The sequence below is a fragment of the Gottfriedia acidiceleris genome (assembly GCF_002128425.1).
In the GTDB taxonomy this organism is placed as follows: Bacteria; Bacillota; Bacilli; order Bacillales; family Bacillaceae_G; genus Gottfriedia; species Gottfriedia acidiceleris.
In genome coordinates this window covers 25437-49444 of the sequence record NZ_NESS01000011.1, presented here as the reverse complement: position 1 = coordinate 49444, position 24008 = coordinate 25437, and the positions used below count along the sequence as shown (strand labels likewise).

21 protein-coding genes are annotated in these 24008 nt (G+C 34.0%); 12 read left to right on the top strand and 9 right to left on the bottom strand.

Translation table 11 applies throughout. The features are described from left to right. The first annotated feature begins 26 nt into the window (after positions 1–26). The 10 genes from B6K90_RS17695 to B6K90_RS17655 all read left to right on the top strand — a co-directional run bounded on the left by B6K90_RS17695 (position 27) and on the right by B6K90_RS17655 (position 9012). Positions 27–1325, top strand: a complete 1299-nt coding sequence (locus tag B6K90_RS17695; protein ID WP_088014091.1) for a PTS sugar transporter subunit IIC — start codon at positions 27–29, stop codon at positions 1323–1325. An 80-nt stretch (positions 1326–1405) separates the two neighbouring features. Next, positions 1406–1693, top strand: coding sequence for a hypothetical protein (locus tag B6K90_RS17690; RefSeq protein WP_088014090.1), 288 nt, complete (start codon positions 1406–1408; stop codon positions 1691–1693). A 30-nt stretch (positions 1694–1723) separates the two neighbouring features. Then, positions 1724–3064 carry a 6-phospho-beta-glucosidase gene (locus B6K90_RS17685; RefSeq protein WP_088014089.1) on the top strand — a complete coding sequence of 447 codons (1341 nt, stop codon included), beginning with the start codon at positions 1724–1726 and terminating at the stop codon, positions 3062–3064. A gap of 35 nt (positions 3065–3099) precedes the next feature. After that, positions 3100–3417, top strand: coding sequence for a PTS lactose/cellobiose transporter subunit IIA (locus tag B6K90_RS17680; protein ID WP_088014088.1), 318 nt, complete (start codon positions 3100–3102; stop codon positions 3415–3417). 55 nt (positions 3418–3472) lie between these two features. Then, positions 3473–4381 (top strand): BadF/BadG/BcrA/BcrD ATPase family protein, encoded by a 909-nt coding sequence (locus B6K90_RS17675; protein WP_088014087.1) that lies wholly within the window; start codon positions 3473–3475, stop codon positions 4379–4381. An 81-nt stretch (positions 4382–4462) separates the two neighbouring features. Further along, on the top strand, positions 4463–5353 hold the full coding sequence (gene murQ / locus B6K90_RS17670) for an N-acetylmuramic acid 6-phosphate etherase (protein ID WP_088014086.1): 891 nt from the start codon (positions 4463–4465) through the stop codon (positions 5351–5353). Between the two features lie 202 nt (positions 5354–5555). Further along, the gene (locus B6K90_RS17665) at positions 5556–6410 is read left to right on the top strand and encodes a MurR/RpiR family transcriptional regulator (protein ID WP_170927400.1); all 855 of its coding nucleotides are present in this window, start codon (positions 5556–5558) and stop codon (positions 6408–6410) included. Between the two features lie 251 nt (positions 6411–6661). After that, the gene (locus B6K90_RS17660; RefSeq protein ID WP_088014085.1) at positions 6662–7039 is read left to right on the top strand and encodes a cysteine-rich CWC family protein; all 378 of its coding nucleotides are present in this window, start codon (positions 6662–6664) and stop codon (positions 7037–7039) included. A gap of 253 nt (positions 7040–7292) precedes the next feature. After that, on the top strand, positions 7293–7466 hold the full coding sequence (locus tag B6K90_RS23815; protein ID WP_167555416.1) for a hypothetical protein: 174 nt from the start codon (positions 7293–7295) through the stop codon (positions 7464–7466). Between the two features lie 118 nt (positions 7467–7584). Continuing rightward, entirely contained in the window at positions 7585–9012 is a 1428-nt protein-coding gene (locus tag B6K90_RS17655; protein WP_088014084.1) for an Ig-like domain-containing protein, read from the top strand. 112 nt (positions 9013–9124) lie between these two features. On the opposite strand, the gene B6K90_RS17650 is transcribed toward B6K90_RS17655, so the two are convergent. The 3 genes from B6K90_RS17650 to B6K90_RS17640 all read right to left on the bottom strand — a co-directional run bounded on the left by B6K90_RS17650 (position 9125) and on the right by B6K90_RS17640 (position 13073). Further along, a complete protein-coding gene (locus B6K90_RS17650; RefSeq protein ID WP_088014083.1) occupies positions 9125–10459 on the bottom strand; it encodes a (Fe-S)-binding protein in 1335 nt (444 codons plus the stop codon). Next, positions 10456–11868 carry a glycolate oxidase subunit GlcD gene (glcD, locus tag B6K90_RS17645; RefSeq protein WP_088014082.1) on the bottom strand — a complete coding sequence of 471 codons (1413 nt, stop codon included), beginning with the start codon at positions 11866–11868 and terminating at the stop codon, positions 10456–10458. Before glcD ends, B6K90_RS17650 begins: the two co-directional genes overlap by 4 nt. An 86-nt stretch (positions 11869–11954) precedes the next feature. Beyond that, positions 11955–13073 carry a CdaR family transcriptional regulator gene (locus B6K90_RS17640; RefSeq protein ID WP_088014081.1) on the bottom strand — a complete coding sequence of 373 codons (1119 nt, stop codon included), beginning with the start codon at positions 13071–13073 and terminating at the stop codon, positions 11955–11957. A 244-nt stretch (positions 13074–13317) separates the two neighbouring features. Between B6K90_RS17640 and truA the strand changes: the two genes are divergently transcribed. Further along, the gene (gene truA, locus B6K90_RS17635) at positions 13318–14061 is read left to right on the top strand and encodes a tRNA pseudouridine(38-40) synthase TruA (RefSeq protein ID WP_088014080.1); all 744 of its coding nucleotides are present in this window, start codon (positions 13318–13320) and stop codon (positions 14059–14061) included. A 45-nt stretch (positions 14062–14106) separates the two neighbouring features. Here the strand turns inward: truA and B6K90_RS17630 are convergent, their stop codons facing one another. From B6K90_RS17630 to B6K90_RS17605, 6 genes are all read right to left on the bottom strand, one after another. After that, positions 14107–14361: a hypothetical protein gene (locus tag B6K90_RS17630; protein ID WP_088014079.1), complete on the bottom strand. Its 255-nt coding sequence runs from the start codon at positions 14359–14361 to the stop codon at positions 14107–14109. Then, on the bottom strand, positions 14333–15010 hold the full coding sequence (locus tag B6K90_RS17625) for an MFS transporter (RefSeq protein ID WP_088014078.1): 678 nt from the start codon (positions 15008–15010) through the stop codon (positions 14333–14335). The genes B6K90_RS17630 and B6K90_RS17625 overlap by 29 nt, the downstream gene beginning before the upstream one ends. A gap of 176 nt (positions 15011–15186) precedes the next feature. After that, positions 15187–16377 (bottom strand): MalY/PatB family protein, encoded by a 1191-nt coding sequence (locus B6K90_RS17620; protein WP_088014077.1) that lies wholly within the window; start codon positions 16375–16377, stop codon positions 15187–15189. 20 nt (positions 16378–16397) lie between these two features. Further along, positions 16398–17960, bottom strand: a complete 1563-nt coding sequence (gene malX, locus B6K90_RS17615) for a maltose/glucose-specific PTS transporter subunit IIBC (RefSeq protein WP_088014076.1) — start codon at positions 17958–17960, stop codon at positions 16398–16400. Positions 17961–18151: 191 nt separating this feature from the next. Next, on the bottom strand, positions 18152–18922 hold the full coding sequence (locus B6K90_RS17610; RefSeq protein WP_088014075.1) for a MurR/RpiR family transcriptional regulator: 771 nt from the start codon (positions 18920–18922) through the stop codon (positions 18152–18154). A 193-nt stretch (positions 18923–19115) separates the two neighbouring features. Next, the gene (locus B6K90_RS17605) at positions 19116–19538 is read right to left on the bottom strand and encodes a VOC family protein (RefSeq protein ID WP_088014074.1); all 423 of its coding nucleotides are present in this window, start codon (positions 19536–19538) and stop codon (positions 19116–19118) included. Positions 19539–20450: 912 nt separating this feature from the next. On the opposite strand from B6K90_RS17605, the gene B6K90_RS17600 reads away from it, so the two are divergent. Beyond that, positions 20451–23966, top strand: a complete 3516-nt coding sequence (locus B6K90_RS17600; protein ID WP_088014073.1) for a S8 family serine peptidase — start codon at positions 20451–20453, stop codon at positions 23964–23966. Positions 23967–24008 lie beyond the last annotated feature (42 nt).

The following is a 24008-nucleotide window of genomic DNA, read 5'->3' as shown; positions in this document are numbered from 1 at the left end:
ATTTATCATATAAAGGAGAAGAACAAATGGATAAGTTTATTTCATTTTTGGAAAACAATTTATCAACACCAATGGCAAAACTATCCGAACAAAAGCATTTACGTGCAATTCGTGATGGTGTAGTTTCTGCTTTACCATTTATCATTTTTGGAAGCTTGTTCTTAATTATTGCCTTTCCGCCAGTGCCTGCAGATTCTGCGGTTGGGGTATGGGCAGCAAAACATGCTGCGGATATTTTAATTCCGTACCGACTTACAATGTACATAATGACCCTTTATATTACTTTCGGGATTGGATATAGCTTGTCTCAGAGCTATAAACTAGACCCGCTTTCTGGGGCATTATTAGCCGGCTCCGCGTTTTTATTTACAACAGGGGTTCAAATGATCGATAAAGTAGGATTTGTATTACCAATGGCGAACATGGGTGGACACGGTCTTTTCGTAGGTATGATTACTTCTATTTTTGCAGTTGAAGTATTACGTTTTTGTAAAACCAAAAATATTACGATTAAAATGCCTGATTCAGTGCCAAGTTCTGTCGCACGTTCTTTTGAAGCACTTATTCCTGTTACGTTTGTTTTAACAGTAATGACTTTAATTACAGTTGTATTTAAGGTTGATACACATTCACTTGTAGACAAAGCTGTAGCTCCGCTAATTAGTGCGGGTGATTCATTACCGGGTGTATTAGTACCTGTATTCTTAATCACATTTTTCTGGGCATTTGGTATCCATGGGGTATCAGTAGTAGGTGCAGTTGCACGACCTGTTTGGGAAGTTTATTTAGCTAATAACTCTGCAGCTGTTGCAGCTGGTAAAGTTGGGAGTCAGTTACCACACATTGCTCCTGAAACTTTCTTCCAGTGGTTTATTTGGATTGGTGGTTCAGGTGCAACATTAGGCTTAGTAATTGCTATGTTAATTGCAGGGAAATCTAGTTACTCAAAGGCTCTTGGAAGAACAGCAATTATCCCAAGTATTTTTAACATTAATGAGCCAGTAATTTTCGGTATGCCGATCGTATTAAACCCTGTATTAATTATTCCTTTTATGATCGTTCCAATAATTGGTGCAACAATATCTTACCTAGCAACTGCAGGAGGATTAGTTAACCCAACATATGTAATGGTTCCGTGGACTCTACCTGCTCCAATAGGTGCATATTTATCAACTGGTGGAGATTGGAGAGCTATTATTCTAGTAGTAATCAATCTGGCAATATCTGTCGTTATTTATTTACCATTCTTCAAAATGTACGATAAAAAATTGTTAGCGCAAGAATCTACAATTGAAATCGATAAAGGTGTAAAAGTATCTTTATAAATTCATAGTAAAGGGAGTGTGGGATAATTGATCCCAGCTTCCTTTATTTATTACCAAGTAATCAAGAAAGGAAGCTTAATATGAACACTACAAAGAATCTCCATTTTTTTAGTTATAAAGGTGCATTTGCATTTTTTGTATTTATTCTTGCGTTTAATCTTATCTTTAATCCTGTTCTACTCTTTATTGGAATATCTAGAGATCTTGCTGTATTTATTACGAATAGTATTGGTTTGAGTGTAGGACTTACAGGCGTGATTGTATTTATTGAAGGTAAGTTTAAGAATAAGAAACAAGCTTTAATTTTATTTTTTACATTATTAATTTTCTGCACAGTGACTTGTTATCTCGTTGTATTCAATTCATAAGAAAAAATATGAAATGAAGGTGTGTTTTACATGAATAAAAAAAGCGGAATTAAAATCGTAACAATAGGCGGTGGCTCTAGTTACACTCCAGAACTAGTTGAAGGCTTTATTAAAAGATATAACGAGCTACCTGTAAGTGAGTTATGGTTGGTTGATATAGAAGCAGGTAAAGAAAAGTTAGAAATCGTTGGTAATTTGGCTAAACGAATGGTAAAAGAAGCGGGAGTTCCAATGGAAATTCATTTAACTCTTGATCGAAAATTAGCATTAAAGAATGCAGATTTTGTAACGACTCAAATGCGTGTTGGACTACTAGGGGCACGGATTAAAGATGAACGTATACCTTTACAATTCGGTATGATTGGTCAAGAAACGAACGGTGCAGGTGGTCTATTTAAAGGTCTAAGAACAATTCCTGTATTACTTGAAATTGCTGAAGAAATGCAGCAACTATGCCCAGATGCTTGGTTGATTAACTTCACAAATCCTGCTGGAATGGTTACAGAAGCATTACTTCGTTATAGTAAACATAAAAAGGTGATTGGGGTTTGTAATGTACCAATTAATATGACAATGACAATTGCTCAATTGTTAGAAGTGGATATAAGTCGTGTACATATTGATTTTGCCGGTTTAAACCATATGGTTTATGGGCTTCATGTTTATGTTGATGGAAAAGAAGTGACTGAACATGTTTTAGCATTATTAGCAAATCCAGAAATACAAATGACAATGAAAAATATCGCGCCATTACCATGGCAAAAGGAATTTCTTATGTCATTAGGAGTACTTCCTTGTCCATACCATCGTTACTATTACAAAACGAAACATATATTAGATGAAGAATTAGAATCTTTCAAAACAGGTACTACTCGAGCAGAGGTTGTTAAGAAGTTGGAAGATGATTTATTTGTGTTATATAAAGATGAGAATTTAGCGATTAAACCGCCTCAACTTGAAAAACGAGGTGGAGCATATTACAGTGATGCCGCTTGTAGCTTAATTACATCTATTTATAACGATAAAAAAGATATCCAAGTATTAAACGTTCAAAATAATGGTTCAATACAAGGGATTCCGAATGAATCAGCTGTAGAAGTAAATTGTATAGTTACAAAGCAAGGACCAATTCCGATATCAGTAGGTGAATTACCACCTCAAATAAATGGTTTAGTTCAGCAAATTAAATCATTTGAACGAGTTGGAGCTGAGGCGGCTGTTACTGGATCTTATGAGAAGGCATTATTGGCACTAACGATTAATCCTTTAGTTCCAAGTGATGAAGTTGCAAAGGATGTACTAGATGCACTTTTAGCAGCTCATAAAGAATACTTACCATTATTTTATAAAGAAGAATTGGTAGTTCGATAAGGATAAATAAAAAACAAAAATTAAGGAGTATGAATATGATGATGACTAACGAACAAGAAATTTTTGAGATTATTTCACACGGTGGGAATGCAAGATCACTAGCATACGAAGCGTTAGAGGCTGCAGAAAAAAATGATTTCGAAACAGCAGATCGCTTAATTGAAGAGTCTCACAAAGAAATTGGTCACGCACATAAAACACAAACGACTTTAATACAAGCTGAATTAAATGGTAAGCCGTGTGAAAAGTCTTTATTAATGATTCATGCTCAGGATCATTTAATGACTGCAATGAGTGAACAAAAGCTAATAGAGCATATCATTCGTTTACATAAAAAATTAGCCGAGAAATAATCGATTCATATATTAATAGAATAGACGAAAGATTGTATGTAGGGGGCAGTTTTTAGTGAAATATGTTATAGGTCTTGATGGTGGAGGAACTAAGTCAGAAGCTATTGCTTATAATTTAGAAGGTGAAATTATTAGTCAAGGTTATTCTGGTTTTAGTAATTTACTAATCAATGAAGAAGATGGAATTAATCACATTATAGAAGCAATCAAAAATTGCTTGAGCCCTTTATCAAAAGAGAATTGCCTGTTCTTATTTTTAGGAATTGCTGGGATTGGTGGAGTGAAAGATCTAGGTCCTTTAGAAAAGGCACTGAATGAAGCTTTTCGTATCCCTTTTAAAATTGTTAACGATGCACAAATTGCACATGCAGCATTGCTAAATGGACAAAGTGGTGTATTAACAATCGCTGGTACGGGTTCAATTTGTATCGGAATGCATAAAGAACGTACTGTTACGGCAGGTGGATGGGGACATCTTTTAGGGGATGAAGGAAGCGGATATTGGATTTGTATGGAAATCTTTAAGAAGATTACACAGGAATTTGATGAAGGTATTCCGTTAAGTTATTTATCATTGAAAATGCTGGAAAAATTGCAGTTAAAAGAAGCTGAAGATCTTAAAAAGTATATTTATCACAATACAAAAGCTGAGATTGCTTCACATGTTCCATTTATAGTTGAAATGGCCACCATGGGTGATTTAATGGCCTTAACAGTTCTAGAAAGAGCTGGTCAACTTCTTGGGAAAACGACAGTCCAAGCCATAAAAAAGTTAAATCTTCGAGAAGAGCCACGAGTTGCAATTAAAGGAAGTATTCTTAGTCGAATACTGGTCGTTCAGAAAACATTTATTCAAACAATTCATGAACACTATCCAACAGCAATATTTTACACTGACGAAATCTCTTCGACCTTCGGAGGATATTTATTAGCTATGAAAGAAGTAAATTCACATAATGTATAATTAAGTGCTGTAAAAACAAGAAGAGCAGGAAGTACAAAAGAGAATGTGTTAAAAATCCTGCCCTATGATTGGGGTGTAATTGTGTTAGAGAATTTAACAACCGAAATTAGAAACAATCGTACGAGTAACTTAGATCAGCTAAGCGTCGATGAGTTTTTAAATATAATGAATGAAGAGGACCAAAAGGTAGCTCTAGCAGTTAGAGAACAAATTCCGGTAATTTCAAAGGTAGTTCAACTAGTTGTTGAAGCATTTCAAAATGGAGGACGTTTAATTTATACAGGGGCTGGTACAAGCGGACGAATTGGTCTACTAGATGCGGTTGAATGCCCACCTACATTTGGAACGAATCCTAGTGAAGTGGTTGGATTAATTGCAGGAGGGGAGAGAGCCTTTATTAAAGCGGTTGAAGGTGCTGAAGATAGCGAAGAGCTAGGTAAGGAGGACCTATTACGAATATCACTTACAAAAAATGATATCGTGATCGGTATTGCAGCATCAGGTCGAACGCCTTACGTACTAGGTGCTTTAAAGTATGCGAACGAGATTGGAGCAAAAACTGTAGCGGTAGCATGTAATAAAGGTTCAAAAATTGGAGAGGTTGCCTTTCGAAAAATTGAAGTAGATAATGGTCCAGAAGTGTTAACAGGTTCAACCCGATTAAAAGCTGGAACATCTCAAAAGTTAATTTGTAATATGATTTCGACAGCTTCGATGATTGGAATTGGAAAAGTATATAAAAATCTAATGGTAGACCTTCAACTAACGAATATTAAACTAGTTGATCGAGCGAAAAGAATAATTGTTGAAGCTACTGGCTGTGATTATGAAACGGCAAGTAATTATCTAATGAAAGCAAATAATCAAACGAAAGTAGCAATCGTCATGATTTTAACGGGAATGAATTATGATGAAGCAATCATTAGTTTGAATAAAGCTAGAGGTTTTATTAGCAAGGTAGTTAAAAATTAATTAGAGGGCGACAACTAGTCATTTTTACGCTAGTATGTCGCTTTTCTATTTCAAATCAAAATATGATTTAGATTTTCTAATTTATACTTTATAATTTGGTTGTAATCATGTGATCATTACGACTAAAGAAGCAATAAACGCAAGTTGAAGACTTTTATAATTCATCATTTTATACAAATATAGAGAGAGTTGAGTAGATAAAATGAATGCACTAAATGGCGGTTTAATCATGTTAAAGGAAATGCTATATAAACTTCCACCTTCTGAAAGAAGGGCGGCTAAATATATAATTGAAAATCCGGAAAAGTCAATTCAATATACAGTTTTTGAACTTGCAGAAAAGAGTCAAACAAGTAATTCTGCAATTATTAGATTATGTCGCTCATTAGGTCTAAAAGGATTTCAAGAGCTTAAGTTAAGAATCGCAGGCGACATCATCACGACAACAGAGGTAGGATCAAGAGATATCAATTTAGGAGAATCAACTGCTTCCATCATTAAAAAGATGACGAACAACAATATTCAAGCGATTAAAGATACTAGCGATATTATTAATGTAAGTGATTTAGAGGAAGCAGTACAAGCTTTAACAAAAGCTAGAAATATTTATTTCTTTGGAGTAGGTGGCTCAATGGTAGTTGCCTTAGATGCACAACAAAAGTTCTTGCGTATAAAAAAATACACATCTGCCTTTACTGACTTGCATTTGTTAGCTGTTCAAATAGCGAACCATGAGGAGAATGATGTCCTAGTAGGAATATCATTTTCTGGAGAAACACTAGAGGTTCAAAAAGCTCTTAAAATTGCAAAGGAAAACAGCGTCAACACCATTAGTATCACGGGTTTTGGTTCCAATTCTGTATCAAACTTAGCAGACATTAAATTATTCAATTCTCCACATAGGGAAGCAACATTTCGAAGTGGAGCAACGTCATCAAGGATGGCTCAACTACATGTCATCGATATTTTATTTATGGCTGTCGCGACACAAGAGTACGATCAAACAATTCAGTATATCGATCAAACAAGAACGGCTATTTCTTCATTAAAAAAGTAAGATAGTGCGGGATTAGGTAAAAACAGGGTTTAGGTAATTTAAGAAAAAGCACAAGGAAATCAAAGTTCCTTGTGTTTTTATTTTTAAGCTCTGTTAAAGTAGATAGTTGAATTTCTTATTCAACTATATGGCACCTTAGATTAATAAGGAATGATATAATTAAATGGATAAATTTAGTAAACCAATTTAATGATTGAACAGAATTAAAGGTAAATTCCTTTTGTTAACCAGAGTATTGAGGAGGGGATATAATGGCAATTAAGCTCTGTCCCATGTGTGGTAATGAGAATAAGTGCTCAAGTGGGAAGACTTGTTGGTGTAATGATGAGTATTTCCCAAGAGAGATATTTAATCGGATACCATCAGAAGAGGTAAGAAGATCTTGTATATGTAAGTCGTGTTTAGATAAGTATAAAGAAGATAACAGAATAGAAGATTTAAAACCTTCTGATATCGGACCAATGGTCTTTAGTCGAAAGAATGCACCTAAACAGGACGATGAAGTATGTTACTGCTATGAGAAGTTTAAAGATAAACTTAAACCAGGAACAGTAACTATCTGTTTCAAAGAGAAATGTGCTAATTACCTAAGCTGTACAGAAGAACGTAATAATAATCTGGGGTGTTAATAATGGAATATGAACATTTTCAACAAGGTTCAATGGAAGACACTCCAAATTCTAATCACTATTTGTAGAATACCTATCCATTAAAAGGGATAGGTATTTTCTCGTGTCTACTATAAGGGGATAATATCTGTTAAAACAGTCTTTTTTTTGTAGGTAAAAATCAACATTTTAGTTTAACAGATTCTATTTTTAAGAGAGTTGATTTGAAAATCAGTCTGGTACTCAAAAAAATGATAGGGTACGTAGGTAGAATATGATTAACATCAAAAACATAAAGGAGGATTGGGGAACTGTTCAGGAAGGAAGAAAAAACGAACATGCTATTGTGGTTGGTGTAATCCATTCACTAGGGGAGGTGATATCAGAAATGAAGTGGTTAGTTACAATCACAACAAGTTATGATACTACTAACTTAAGCACTGTTTAGAGGGCATAAAGTTTTATTAGTATAAGGCAAAATTTTTATTGCGCTTGAGAAATTATTAAAGGATACTAATAAGAGGTTCACTATAACGAACGAAATAAAGAGGGGAAAGAACATTAAGATGAAAAAAGGAATTTTATCTCTAGCAACTTTAGGTTTATTAGCTTCACCACTGACTTTAGGAACTGTCCATGCAGAAGAAAACGGATATAACTTATCAAAGAAGATGATTGAACGTCAGGATAAAAAGCCTCTCCAAACTGGCATTCTTGATTTACATACGATTAACCACCTTGAAAAAGAAATTAAATATTCGCAATCCTCTTCAGTAAAAAGCTTTAATAAAATGAATACTATGAGTACTATGGGTATTATGAGAAATTCCACAAGTTCAGATGATGATTTTATATTTGAAGTAGAGCCAAATGAGGAGTTTGAAAATGCAGATAATACTTCATACGAAAAACCGTTACTTGGTCAATTACTATCTTCTGATGAGTATTATGATTATGATTTACATAAAGTAGTCGTACCAAAAGATGGACTTTTATATGTAGCTGGGGTTGCTAACTCAGATAATATTGATCTATCATTTGCAGCCTGGGAAAAAGATTATGTTGAGAGTGATAGATTAGAATATTTAGATAACTGGGAAGAAGAAGGGATTGAATACCAAGTATATCAGGCAAAAGCCGGTACTTATTATGTAGAAGTTTATGATTATGATGAAGATGAAGACATTGATAATAACACAGAAGATGACCAATATTTGATTGCAACTGAATTTGAGGACAATGTTGCTCCAAGTAAGCCGACTGTGAATAAAGTTGATAATAATGATGTAGTTGTGACTGGTAAGGCCGAAGCTAGTTCTACTGTAACAGTTAAAAACGGTAGTACGGTATTAGGAACTGGCACAGCGACATCTACTGGAACTTATTCAGTTAAGATTAGTGCTGCTCAAAAAGCTGGTGTTACGTTAAGTGTTTATGCAAAGGATTCAGCGGGTAATACTGGTGTAGCTGGTACAACAAAAGTTGTTGATGTTATTGCGCCTGCAAAACCAACTGTTAACAGAGTTGATAATAACGATGTAGTTGTAACAGGTAAAGCGGAAGCGGGTTCTACTGTTGCGATTAAGAGAGGTACAACTACACTAGCGACTGTAAAGGCGACATCTACTGGAACGTTTTCAGCGAAAATCGCCGTTCAATTAGCTGGTACAAAATTAACGGTAACTGCTAAAGATGCTGCAGGAAATACAAGTGTAGCAAATACTGTAACTGTTGTTGATGGAATCCCTCCAGGCAAACCAACAATTAATAAAGTAGACGACAATGATTTAAAAGTAACTGGAAAAGCTGAAAAAGGTTCAATTGTGACGGTTAAGAAGGGTACTACGGTATTAGGAACTGCAACAACTAATACTAGCGGAGTTTATTCAGTTAGTATTAAAGCACAGAAAAAAGGAACAGTTATTTCTGTAACTGCAAAAGATAAAGCAGGAAATACTAGTGCTGCTACAACATACACAGTTGTAAAACATTAATATTTATATAGGAGCCAAGGATTTATTCCTTGGCTTTTTATTGTATAAAGTCATGACGTAGTATGGCAGTAAAAAACACAAGGAAAATTAAGTTCCTCGTGTTTTTTTAGAATTAGTTTGCTTTATATTCAGCTGCTTTTAAAAGTAAATCAACGATGTGTACAACTTCCATATGTTCTGATTGATTTTCTCGATCGACACCTAGCTTCATTTGTAGTAAGCATCCAGGGTTAGCCGTTACAATTGTAGTAGCTTGTGTTTTTGTTGCTTGCTTCATCTTGTAATCTAGTATTTGCATCGACATTTCGGATTCGACGATATTATAAATACCAGCTGAGCCGCAGCAACGATCTGCATCTTTCATTTCATGATAGTATACATTTTGAATTGACTTCAATAATGTTCTTGGAGCAGAAGCGGTTTTCATGACATTTCTTAAATGGCATGAATCCTGATACGTAATAATTTGTTCTGGTAAACTTAATTTTACTTTTTTATGAAATTCAACTTCTACGAGAATTTCAGATATATCTTTTAGTCTATTTTTAAACGAAAGAGCTCGATCTTTCCAATTTGGATCGTCTTTAAGAAGGTGATCATAGTCAATTAGGAAACCACCACAGCCACCTGCATTTGTAATAATATAATCTACTTCAAGATTTTCAAAAGCCTCGATGTTTTTCTTTGCCATATCTTTTGCAATTGATTTTTCACCACTATGACCATGTAATGCACCACAACACGCCTGGTCTTTTGGAATGACAATTTCACAACCAGCTAATTGTAAAAGCTTCATCGTTGCATTGTTTGTTTCTAGGAACATTGTATCCATTAAACATCCAGAGAAAAATGCAACTTTCTTAACTTTTTCTTTTAATGGTGGCAAATAGTCAGGGCGTGACTTCATTTGTTTCATAGTCGGGACCTTAGGTAAAACCTTTTCCATTGCAGATAAATTATTTGGTATAAGCTTCATAATTCCAGCTTTTCTAGCAACGACTTGAAGGCCTGTTCGTTGATATAAGCCTAATAGACCAACAGCAAGTCTCATACGCTTTTGATGCGGGAAAAGTTCTTTAAAAACAACTTTACGAACAGCTCGTGCAGGAAGTGAATGCTTTTTGTGTTGTGCAATAATATCTCTAGCTTCTTCTAGTAAATGGCCGTATTTCACGCCAGAAGGGCAAACAGGCTCACATGCACGACAACCAAGACAAAGCTCAAGTGTACGTTCCACATCCTCATCTGGTTCAATTAATCCATCCGTTACTGCTTTCATTAAAGCGATGCGCCCACGCGGTGAGTGTGATTCTTTTTGACCAGATTCAATATAAGTTGGACAGCTTGGTAAACAAAAACCGCATCGCATACAGTTTAAAAGCTCGTCTTCGTTCATTCGCTCTTTAAATTGTTGACCGATAGCTTGTTGTTCTTGAAGTGTTGTCATTTTGACACCACCATTCTTTTACGACTGTCTTTTGCAAAGACCTTACCCGGGTTCATAATATGATTCGGATCTAAAGCTGATTTGACAGCAAGCATTGCGTTAATGCCTTCTTTACCAAGCTTTAATTCAAGGTAAGGAGCTTTTACGATGCCAACACCGTGTTCACCAGTAATCGTACCACCTAGTTCAATTGCTTTTTCAAATATCTCTGCAAAGGCCATTTCCACTCGTTCCATTTCTTCGTGATCACGAGCATCGGTAGGACAAGTAGGGTGTAGATTTCCATCACCTGCATGACCAAATGTACAAATTTTTACATTATGTTTTTCAGCAATCACATTAATTGCAGAGACCATTTCAGCAATTTTAGAACGAGGGACAGTTGCATCCTCTAAAATTGTTGTTGGTCTTAATTGTGCAAGAGCTGAAAGAGCAGAGCGTCTAGCCGTACGTAATGCTACTGCTTCTTCTTCAGACTTAGCTACGCTAACTGAAATACATTTTTCTTGCTGACAAATTAATTTTATTAATTCGATATCTCTGTTTACAACTTCATTTGGACCATCTTGCTCAATTAATAAAACAGCTTTTACATCGGTTGGTAGCCCAATCTGCGCAAAGTTTTCAACAACCTCTAGAGTAGGTTGATCCATAAATTCAAGTGAAGTAGGAATAATTTTATTAGCGATAATTTTAGAAACTGTTTTGGCTGCATCTTCCAGGCTATCATATAATGCTAGCATTGTTTTTTTCGTTTCTGGCATTGGAATAAGCTTTAATGTAGCTTCAGTAATAATACCTAAAGTTCCTTCAGATCCAACAAATAAACGAGTAAAATCATATCCTGCAACATCTTTTGCTAGCTTTCCACCAGTTCGAATAATGTCTCCGTTTGCTAATACAATTTCAAGTGCAATGACATAATCACGAGTTACACCATATTTTAATCCACGTAAGCCACCTGAATTTTCATTAATATTTCCACCTATTGTAGAAATTTTCATTGAGCTGGGATCTGGTGGATAAAATAAACCTTTTTCTTCGATTTTATTAATCATATCAAGAGTCACTACACCAGGCTGAACTGTAATTGTTAAGTTTTCTTCATCTATCTCAAGAATATTGTTTAAGTGTTTAAATAAAATAACGATCCCGCCATCTGTTGGACAAGTACCACCGCATAAATTCGTACCAGAGCCTCTAGGTACAATCGGAATGTGATGCTCGTTACAGATTTTAACAATTTCGGATACTTCTTTTGTAGAACGAGGACTAATGACTGCATCCGGGAGAGATTGCAAATTCGGTGTAGCATCGTAAGAATATACGAGTCTTTCCACTTTTGAATCATCAAAATTTTCTTTTCCAACAATTGCTATTAATCTTTGAGCAATGTCATTTGTAATCATAAATAAATTCCCCCCATTATCTTAATTCAAGTATAAAGAGTTAATAGATGAATTTACTATAGAGGAACATACAGAAAAAACACCATTTATCGGTGTTTTTTTGTAGAATCATCTAATAGGTATGTTCCGATATACAATTTAACTAAATCTTGGATATCCTTAGGATTCAATTTCGTTAATTCAGTAATTTTACCTAGGCGATACAGAAGTGTGTTTATATGAATATGTAAAGATTGTGCGGTATTTTTAAGAGATTGATTTTGATTTAAATATTCTTTAATTGTAATATATAAATCCTCTTCACTTAATATAGGTGCAATTGTCCGTTCTATAAATGTTTTCTTAATCTCTTGTGAAAGTTCCTGCAGAATTAAATCAATTGTTAAATCTTCATCGAAAATAATTGAATTAGTTTTTAATGCAACTTTTAATGCTCGAGCCGCTTGATGATAAGATTTATGTAATTGTTTTGGAGTGATCTGTTGCCCAACGCCTGCTGCAATGGGGGAGTTTAATCGGCTTTTTATGATCTCATAAAGTTCATTCATTCTTTGTAGTTTATGAATATCTTTATTCGTCTTATCAACTTTCATCAAAAATACAATTCGATTATTGCCCCAACGAACAAATACGTCATCTTTATTTCGATTTGTTAAATCAATTATTAACTGTCTTGTATCGATTGGGATCATATTGGAATTTTCCCATTCAAAAATAATAACCTGCCTAATATAGTTTAAATCAATATTTAGCATAGTAGAACGTTCATAAAAATAATCATCCCACTCCATATCTTGAATCCAATCAAATACAAATGCTTCTAAAGCTCTTTGGTGCAAATCAATTTGATCTGTATAATAGTTTTCTCTAATTAATAATTCTGTCATCCTACGAAGCATTTCTCCAAAAGGAGAAATTTGTTCTGGATTTCCTGTAATTCCAATTACTCCAACTATTTCATTTTGAAAATAAATAGGAAGATTAATTCCAGCCTTCACACCATTTAAACGATTTTCATCATCAGATGTAATCGTAAACGTTTTTCTCTCATTAATTGCAATTAAAGATCCTTCATGAAATGTACCAGTTCGTGCTGGGTCTGTACTGGCTATAATGATGCCGTCTGTATTAATAATAATGATATCCTCTTTTATTAACTTTCTAACTTCATTAATGATCTTTAATGCCAACTCATCAAGTACCATGTCAAACTCCCATCACAATTGTTACTATTAGTATAATGTAAAAAGTCTCTTTTCTACTATATAGTCTTAAAGTAGTTTGTGAAAAAGTGAAAAAAGTTATGAATTAAGAGCTAATAGGCTAAAAATAGGATATGTAATAAAAAAGTGGTAAAGTGTTAAGAGCAGGAATAATAAAAGATAAGTTTTAAGATATTTAAGTAAAATGAAAATAGTACATACATAGAGTTAGATAAAGGAGCAAGAGATGAACAATTATAAATTAGTCATTCAGTATGATGGGGGCCGTTATAAAGGCTGGCAAAGACTTGGTAATGGTGAAAATACAATTCAAGGTAAAATCGAAAATGTAATATCAGAAATGGTAGGGAAAGAAATTGAAATTATTGGTAGCAGTCGAACGGATGCAGGTGTACACGCATTTGAACAGGTTGCTAATTTTAAAATAAAAGAGAACATACCAGAATTAGAAATTAGAAGTTATTTAAATCGTTATTTACCTAGAGATATTAGTATAAAAGAAGTTTCGATTGAATCTGACCGTTTCCATTCAAGATATAATACTAGTGCGAAAACGTATATATATAAAATTTGGAATGAGGAATATACGAATCCGTTTATGCGCAAATATAGTATGCATGTAGAAGAAAAACTAGATCTCAAAAAAATGAAAGCGGCAGCTGAGTACTTTTTAGGTGAACATGATTTTACAGCATTCTCAAATGCTAAATCTAAAAAGAAGTCAATGGTACGAGAAATCTACTCAATTGATTTTGAAAAGATAGACGGATTTATTCAAATAAGAATAAGTGGAAATGGTTTCCTTTACAATATGGTAAGAAAAATTGTAGGAACACTAATTGAAGTTGGAGCAGGTAGATTACAAGCAGAAAATATATCGAAAATTATTGAATTAAAGGATCGTGCTCAAGTGAGTAATCTTGCAGATCCTGGCGGTTTATATTTGGAGAAAATTGAATTTAAGTCATAACTTTATAATAAAAAAGCATTGGAATTTATGTTTCCAATGCTTTTTTTACTTTTGTTCGTCATCATTTTTCTTGTTACCCAACACCAAAGTAGCTCTTTCTTTAAATAAAATCATAAGGAAAAAACCAATTAACATTAAAATTAGCATAAAAAGAACCGAATGATTCCACGTTGACTGTTCGCCTTTAAATAGTTGCATCGCTCCGATTACAATTACGGCACCTAAATTTCCTGCCATTAAAAGTAGTCCTGTCGCTACACCAGATACTTTTTCACCAACTAGCTCTTCTGTAGCTGACAATAGTAAAGCAAATGCCGGTAAAAATATGAATCCAAGGACACTCCCAAGTACTAGGATCTTGTTTGAAATCTGTATTATGGCGACCGATGAAGTAGAAGACGAGTGTTGCAAGGATTGTAAAAATAGCCATGATGACTAACGTTGGTTGGAATCCAAAAAAATCTACAAGAAGCGGTGTCCCTGCTAAAGCTACTGCCATACCGATGAACATACCGTTTGTTCCAATGCCAGTGGCGGTAGCTTGTTTATTTTTAGGAAACCAGTCAACTACTAAACTTGATATTGCATTTAAAATATAAGGTTGGCTGATTGCAATTCCTATTTGACCAATTAGTAAAAATGAGAAGCTTGAATCAATTATTCTAATAGTAGAAAAAACTGTCATGAAAATGCCACCTATTAAAACACTAAATCGATATCCGGTTCGGTCAATTACTTTACCGGAGTGAATTGAAAGTAAAATATAAATCAAAGGAAATACAATCAATAACCAATTAATATCTGACTCTGAAACTTCATAATGTGATTTAAAAAATGAGATCAAAGGTGCAAAATTTAACCAAAGCATTTGACTAATTCCAGCAAGTACAGCAAAAGAAAGTAAGACATGCCAGTTTGAGAATGGCTTAGAAACTTCAGTGGACGTCATTCAAACACTTCCCTAATATATATTCTAAAAAAAACGATTTAATAGAATATATGTTGCTTATAATTAATAACTACTTGATCAAAAATTTGAATAAGCAATTTTTAACTAATTCTTCAAATAATAAACCTCTAAAAGTAGATTTTGATCTTTTTCCTTTTAGAGGTTTATTAAATTAACTATTTATTACTTTCTAAGTAATCTATTGCTTTTTTTAGCCTATCTAATCCTTCAAGGATCTTGGATTTTGGACATCCGATATTCATACGGATAAATCCTTTTCCCACCTCACCATATGTCTCTCCAGGCATGATAGCTACTTTTGCTTGATGAACAAGGGCGTGTTGTATTTGCTCGCTAGAAAAAGATAGCTCTGAAATATCAATCCATGCTAGGTATGTTGATTCTGGTAAGGTAAATTTCAGTTTTGGAAGATGTTTGTTAAGGTAGTTTTCGACTGTTTTTAAATTATCTTGAATATATTCGACCAATTCATCAACCCAGTCCCCACAGGTTTTGTAGGCTTCGATTGTTGCTAACGTCCCAAAAACGCTTGCAGATGAAAGGCCATCTCGATTTTTTAAAGATAGAAGAAAGTCGTTATTTATCATTTCATTAGGTAAAATCATATATGATCCACCTAGCCCAGGAGTGTTAAACGTTTTACTTGCAGAAGTACAAATACATACATTCTTCAAATTGATGCTAGTGTTAATAATCGGAATATGGGCATTAGGTTCATAAACGATATCCATATGAATTTCATCAGAAATGATAAATACATTATGTTTATTACATAAACCTACGATTGTTTCTAATTCATGCTTTGTCCAAACACGACCCGTAGGATTATGCGGACTACATAGTAGAAGAACTTTGGCACGTTCATGAGATAGTTTTTGTTCTAAATCATTAAAGTCAATTCGATATTTACCATTTTCGTAGATTAATTGATTGTCAGAAATGAAACGATTGTTATCTTGAATTACTTTAAAGAACGCATCATATGCTGGAGTTTGTATTACGACATGATCATCTTCATTCGTTAAGTATTTGATTATTTTCGAGATTGAATAAATGACACTAGGGCTATAAACAATCCAATGTTCTTTTATTTCACAAGAGAATCGATTACGATACCAATTAATAATTGATTCTTTAAATTCAGCATGATTCCATCGCGTATAGCCAAATATACCGTGCTGCATTCGTTTTTGTAAAGTCTGTATTATTTCATCAGGACATTGAAAGTCAGTATCTGAAATCGAGAATGGGAGTAAATCTGGTACTCCAAATCGATCTTCAATATAGTCCCACTGTGTACAATAAGTTCCAGTTCGATCAACTGTCTGATCAAATTTGTATTTCATTGCGTACAACCCCAATTTTTTTATGATGATAATTTTTCTATTTGTGATTTAAGAATTCCTACTTGTGGACCAATAACGACTTGTAAATTGTGTTCATCTAATTTCACAACACCAAGTGCACCGCAATCCTTTAAAACTTTTTCATTAATAATATTCATATTGTCTACTACAAGTCTTAATCTTGTAATGCAGTTATCAAGTGATTGAATGTTCTCTTTCCCACCTAAGGCAGTAAGAATTTTTAAAGCTTGAGCATTCGTACCTTTAACCAATGGTTCCTCACTTTGTTGTTCATCAGTCACTTCTTCTCTACCAGGAGTTTTTAAATTAAATTTTAAAATTGCGTATCTGAAAACTGAATAGTATACGGCAAACCAAATTGCTCCTACTACTGGTACGAGATACCATTTTGTTTTAACTCCTTGTAAAACGCCAAAGATAATAAAGTCTAATATTCCACCGTCTGTGTTACCAATTGTTAAATGTAATAAAGCCATTACCATAAAACCTAGTCCCGTTAAAATAACATGAATGAAATATAAAGGTGGAGAAATGAACAAGAATAAAAATTCAATTGGCTCTGTGATACCGGTTACAAAAGTTGCAATAACACCAGAAATTAATAGTCCTTTAATTTTATTCCGATTTTCTGGTCGGGCAGTGTGATAAATCGCAAGTGCTACTGCAGGTAAACCAAACATAAAAGTTGGCATTTTCCCTTGTGATAAGAAAGCTGTCGCCATAGGACTGATCGGAGCACCGGCTTTTAATTGTGCATAGAAAATATTTAGAGCTCCAGAAACCGTTTGACCGTTAACGACTTCAGTACCACCAGCTTCTGTGAATCGAATCATTGCAACTAAAATATGGTGAAGCCCAAATGGTAATAGCAAACGCTCACCGGCACCAAATAAAAATGGCCCGAAAACGCCAGATTTTTGAATTAAACTTCCGATTCCTGTAATGGCAATTGCGAAAATTGGCCAGATCATCGGAATGATGATCCCAACAACTGATAATGCAAGTGTCGTTACGATGGGAACAAAGCGAGCACCACCAAAAAATGCAAATGCATCTGGAAGTTTTATATTATAAAAGCGGTTGTGCAATAAATAGACAATTATTCCGGCGATGATTCCGCCTAATACACCCATTTCAATTGTTTGTATACCCATAACCATGCCTTGACCAGCTTGGCGCATTTTATCTGCTGCTACTAACTGATCTGTTTCAGTTAAATAAAAATTAATCGATAAGTGCATGATGACATAACCAACAAATCCAGAGAAAGCAGCGACCCCTTTTTCATATCGTACAAGTCCAAACGGAATGGCCATTGCAAACAATACTGGTAAGTATGAAAATGCAAATCCACCAATAGTGGACATAAAGCTAAAAATAACCTGGAGTACGGAGTTTCCTAAAAATGGGAATGTCTCAATTGTTGTTGGACTAGTAAATGAGCTTCCGATTCCTAAAATAAGACCCATAAAAGCTAATAAAGCTACGGGCACCATAAAAGTCTTACCTAGCCCTTGAAAAAATTCCCAAAGTTGTGATTTAACGGACTTTTTCTTTGCCATGTTTTTAGCTCCTTCGTTTTTTATTATGTCTTAAGAATACTCACGGCAAAAACGTTTAACAACCGTTTGAGGTGTTTATGTAAGCGTGTACATTTTTTGTATATTGCTTACTTTAAGTAGATAAATAAATTGATAAATAAAAAGAGCCATTAGTGGTCTAATAATAGACTACTTCTGTCTCCTTTAATTAACTAACATATTTTCATTTCGTTTAAATAAGCAATAATAATGAAATCTAGTACCATGCTTAATGGAAACCTTGAAGTCATATCAAGCTCACCAAAGTAAGTGTTTGTAATAAAAGCTTGAAGTGATAGATTCACTTCTTTTTGTAAACGATTCGAGTGGTTTCCAGTTATAGCAATCGTTTTAACGTTCCTATTTTTTAAAATATGAGCAAATTCTAGCATATGTAAAGTCTCTCCACTATATGAAACTAGTATAGCCAAATCGTTTTCTGTTAAACTATTTGCAGCACTACGTAGTTCGTCCCAATCAGTGCGCGCGTTACATAATTTTCCTGCAAACATGAGTTTTCTAGAAGCGTCGACACAAGCGGGAAGAGAGTTACCAACTCCAAATATTTCAACATGTGTACTCTGTTTTAAATAATTAGCAGCTAACTTAATCTTTTCTTCATCAATATATTCCAATGTTTTTTCCATTTCTTCTTTCATTCTCTCAATATGCGTATTAAGGAGATAAGAGGTAGAAGATACTGGACTTTGAACCTTATTAGTTTCCATTGAAAGAGTATATTTTAAGTCTTGAAACCCACGAAATCCTAATTGCTGGCATGTTCTACTAATTGTTGCTGTAGATACATAAAGTTCTTTTGATAATTCATCAAGATTAAGCTTCGTAATATAATCAGTATTTTGTAAAATATAATCCAATACTTGTTTTTCAAGCTGGCTAAGTTTTTCTCTATTTTGTGATAAACGTTTTAATAGTATTTGCATAAAATCTCACCTACTTTTAGAGAACTAGAAATATATCTTATTATATAGTAATTATTTTGAATGAACAGAAATATTGATCGGAGAAAGGAAAGATGACCCGTAAAACGAAGTGGAATAGAGATGGATGAAAATAAAAAAGGAAATGAATCCTTTTAATATAGGGTTCATTTCCTTTATTTATTTTATATCTTAATTAAAATTCACCAGTTCCGTGATTAAACATCCAATGAATGCCAAATTTATCTGTTAGGCTACCATAAGCTTTACTCCAAAATGTTTCTTGTAGCTCCATTTCTACTTTACCGCCATCACTTAACTTACTAAAGACAGATCTAAGTTCTTCTAGGTCCTCACTTAAGAAAGATAAATGAATATTATTGCCTTGGTTAAAAGGGAAACCAGGGAATGTATCAGAGAACATAACGTTGCTACCGCTAATATTAAGTCTAGTATGCATAACTAAATTTTTCGCTTCTTCAGGTAGTGGATATTCTGGATTTGCAGGTGCTTCACCGAAAGTCATAATTTTTGGTTTTTCTGTGTTAAATACAGTTGCATAGAATTCAACTGCTTCACGAGTATTTCCATTAAAATTTAAATAAACATCGATTGGCATTTTTTCACTCTCCTAATGTTATGTATTCAAGACTCCTAAAGCCTACAAATCCATTCTATCCAAAAAAAGGTAATTTAACAAACTAAGATTTAGAGAATGTATGGAAATTTCTGATTTTTATTTAAGGGGGGATGAAGAGGAGAAACCTTATTAATCTTGAGGGAGAGCAATTAAAAAAAGTGAAACCGCAATGTTGAATCCCAATTAAAATCTCGGGACGCAATTAAAAAAGTAATAACAATTAAAATTCGAGAATCGCAATTAAAATCTTGGATTCGCAATTAAAAAAGTGAAACCGCAATTAAAATAGAAGTATCGCAAATAAAACAACATAATAGCAATTAAAACAAGGGAATAACCAATAAAGACATCCAAACGATCAAGTTTTATTCGATTCTAGTAAATTACCTTCAATTTTAATAAAAAATGCTCCATTTTAGAGTAACTCACCAGCATTACAAATGTTCAGGTGAAAAATAAGTAGAAACTTGTCATAAAAATAGTAAAGATAGATTATTCAGACTATTGTTGATGCCATATATTTACCTATTTCTAAAAATAATAGACCTGGATTGGAAATTAGAAAATGCTTCTTTTATTTTATATAAACCTTAAAATGTCTCAACCTATTAATTTAATTCTCCCGAGTTTATAAACTTTTTTCGAACTTTTTCGACTGGATATGCCAGAATCCTCTTTTTTTCTACCTTAATTCTCTAAGTTTTCTCCAAATAGAATATGCCAAAAGTCTGAAAGAATAACCCAATATGATTATAGAGTGAACGTAATTAAAATTAATATAGTATCAAGTTTATTAATAAGTAATAACAATTTATTGGATCGGTTTAGTTTGAATCTATTTTTATTTTAATAGATTAAGAACATTAAAGTTACTAAAAGAGGAGATTAGAAATGAAGAAGAGAAAAAGCTTTCCTTACAAAGTCCTTGCAACGACAACTTTAGCTTCTATGTTATTTACATCAACTGGATTTGCAGAAGGAACAAACGAAAATCAAGTGCCAGCTCCAAGTTTAGAAGAAATTGCAAAACATGGTCAAAATATTTTTGCACAGGAGCAGAAGAAATCGGTCGGGGAAGAAGCTGTAGACCCATTTGGATATAAAGATTTAAAAAATGTCCAAGCTTATAAACCAACTGATAAAGTACGTGTAATTGTTGAAGTAGAAGAGCCAGCGACTACAGATACAAGTACTCAAGCAAAGAAAACACGTTTTAAACAAAAGCAGGATCAAGTAATATCACAAATTTCAAAGGAAAGATCAGCTCCTAAAATAAAGCAACGTTTTTATGAAGGCTTCAACGGATTTAGTTTGGAAACTGAATATCGTAATTTAAAGGATATTCAAGCAACACCAGGTGTAACGAATGTACATATCGCTAGAAAGTTCCAACCATCTATGGGGGCAAGTAAAGAATTAGTACAAGCTCAAAAAGTTTGGCAAAGTTACGGATACCAAGGTGAAGGATTGCTAGTAGCTGTTGTCGATACTGGAATCGATTATACACATAAAGATATGACAATCACTGAAAAAGGTAAAGCAAAAGAGAAGTGGACGAAAGAAACTATTCAAAGTAAGCTGGATCAAACGAGTGCCCCAGATGTTTGGTATAGCGACAAAGTTCCAACCGGGTATGACTGGGCGGATCATGATACAGATGTCATTCCACATGGTACAGGAAATGAGCACGGTATGCACGTGGCAGGTACAGTTGGTGCAAATGGTGATGATTCAAATGATGGTGTTGCAGGTATTGCCCCAGGCGTACAGCTATTAGCAGAAAAAGTATTCTCTGATACAGCAAATGGAGCATATGAGGATGACATCATTGCAGGGATTGAGCATGCGGTAACAATGGGAGCAGATGTCATTAATATGAGTTTAGGAACTGATTCAGGATTTGTTAGTGAAGTAGATGATCCGATTCAAAAAGTGATCCGTGAAGCAACTGAGCAAGGTACGCTTGTAGTTGTAGCGGGTGGAAACTCTGCTTATAGTACACAAAATAATTTACTGCAATCTGCTTTAAAACCATATGCTGAAAATCCTGATATTGGTACGGTAGGAGAACCTGGTGTAAGTCCTTTCGCGTTATCTGTTGCTTCATATGAAAATACAAATATACATATGAATACGCTAAAAGAAGAAAATGGAATACAGCTTCCATACCAAGACCAATCACAATATAGCTTTAACCTGTCAAAAGTGTTATCACCATTAGATTCATATGAAATGGTATATGTTGGAGAAGGTAAAACGGCTGATTTCAAAAATCTTCCTGACTTAACAGGTAAAATTGTAGTAGCAAAACCAAATGAAAGATATGCTACTTATAATTATATTCAATCAGAAGCGAAGAAAAAGAACGCAAAAGCAATAATTCTTGTTCCTGCTGAAGATGATATTGACTATCCATTAGTTTATTGGAGCCCTTATTTTAATGTGCAAGCAGCTACAACAAGTAAAGCGCTTGGCAATGCATTAATTACTAAGTTAAAAAGTGGTTATGTTGTAAAAATGAAACCATCTAAAGGGGTATATGTTGAAAACCCAAATAAGAATACGATGTCATATTTCTCATCTTATGGGGCTCCACATACTTTAGACTTTAAGCCTGAAATATCTGCACCAGGAGGTAATATTTACTCTACTGTACCAGACAATGGATATGAAGTAATGAGCGGTACATCAATGGCATCTCCACATGTTGCTGGTGGTTCAGCATTAGTATTACAATCGCTTTATGAAAAAGGGTTAAAACATTCAGAAAGTACAGCATTAAAGGCGAAAATTGCTTTAATGAACACTTCTAAACTAGTACAGGATCCTCGTACGAATAATGAAGTACCATATTCACCACGTGTTCAAGGATCTGGTTTAATGCAAATTCAAAATGCAATTAAAACGCCTGTAATCATTACAAGAAAAAATACACCACTTGAACAGGCGGGAGCAGTTGCATTAAAAGAAATTAAAAATGATAGAGCAATCTTTAGTTTAAACGTTGAATCGCTTCAAACAGTGAAAGAGAAAGATGAATATGAGTACACTGTTGATGTGGACCTATTAACAGATGGTATTGAGACGAAGCAGTTCGACTTAGATGCTGATGGGGTACTAGATACAAAAGATTATTTAACTTTAACAAGCAAACGTATTGAAGGGGCATCTGTATATGTTAACGGTAAAAAACTAACTGGTTCAGAAAGTGCAACATTAAAAATTAAAGCGGGTCAAAAGAAGAACTTAAATGTAGAGATTCGCTTACCTAGAACATTAAAGAAAAATGAATTTGTTGAAGGGTTTGTAAAACTTGTACCAACAGGGAAAAATAGTGATTCGGCAGTACCTTTAACAATGCCATATATGGGCTTTAATGGTAATTGGGATGAGCCTAAAAATATTGATCCAGCAGCATATGAGAAAGATGCATTCTTAGGTTATACTACACTTTGGAATGATGAAATAGGGGCAGAAGGGGTATTCCCATTAGGTTATGATCCAAGAACAGGAAGTTTTAATATGGATCGAATTGTTATGTCTCCTAATACTCCGTTGAAAGAAGTATACCCATCATTTACAGCACTTCGTAATTTAGCAAAAACAGAAATGTACGTAGAAAATCAAAAAGGTAAGTTAGTTCAATATTTAGGTGATTTTAGCGAATATACTGGTAAGCCATGGAAATTTCGTAAAAACATTATGTCTTTTGGAGACTATTTGAATACTGGATATGGTTGGGATTTAAAAGATCAAAATGGGCAAGTAGTAAAGGATGGCGTTTATAACTATGTAATCAAAACAACGCTTGATTATAATGGTGCGAAGCCACAAATCGTAAAACTTCCAGTGCATATTGACTCAGTTGCTCCAGTTGTTTCAGATATAAAAGTAACACCTAAAGACGGCCAATACGAAATCTCGTTTAAAGCGGATGATGTTGGAAGTGGTTATAATGGTGCAATCGTTTGGTATAACGGCAAATATAAGCCTTTAGCTCAAGGTGAAACATCTACGCTAGTAAAAGAAGAGCCAAAGAGCATTGTAGTATTAGGTGCAGACTATGCACTAAACCAAAGTTATACAGTTTGGGGAGATCCTTCATATATTAATGAGGGAATGCTTGTTAGTTACTTCAGTGTGTATCCAAATAAAAATGTAAATGCTAGCACACCTGCTGGAATTAATGCGTTTGCAAATAACAATGTAAATTGGAAAATTTATATTAAAGATTCAAACGGTAAGGTAATTGATTCAATAGATGTACAAAATGATAATGAAATCCACTTAAAATGGACTCCCGAAGCAGATGTACCAGATGGAACGTATACAATATCTGCGGATGTATCTAGTAAAGATGGATTTAAAGTTTCAGTAACACCACAAACAGTTACAGTTAAACAATAAAAAAGTAAAAGTGTAGGAATATAGTTTCCTACACTTTTTATA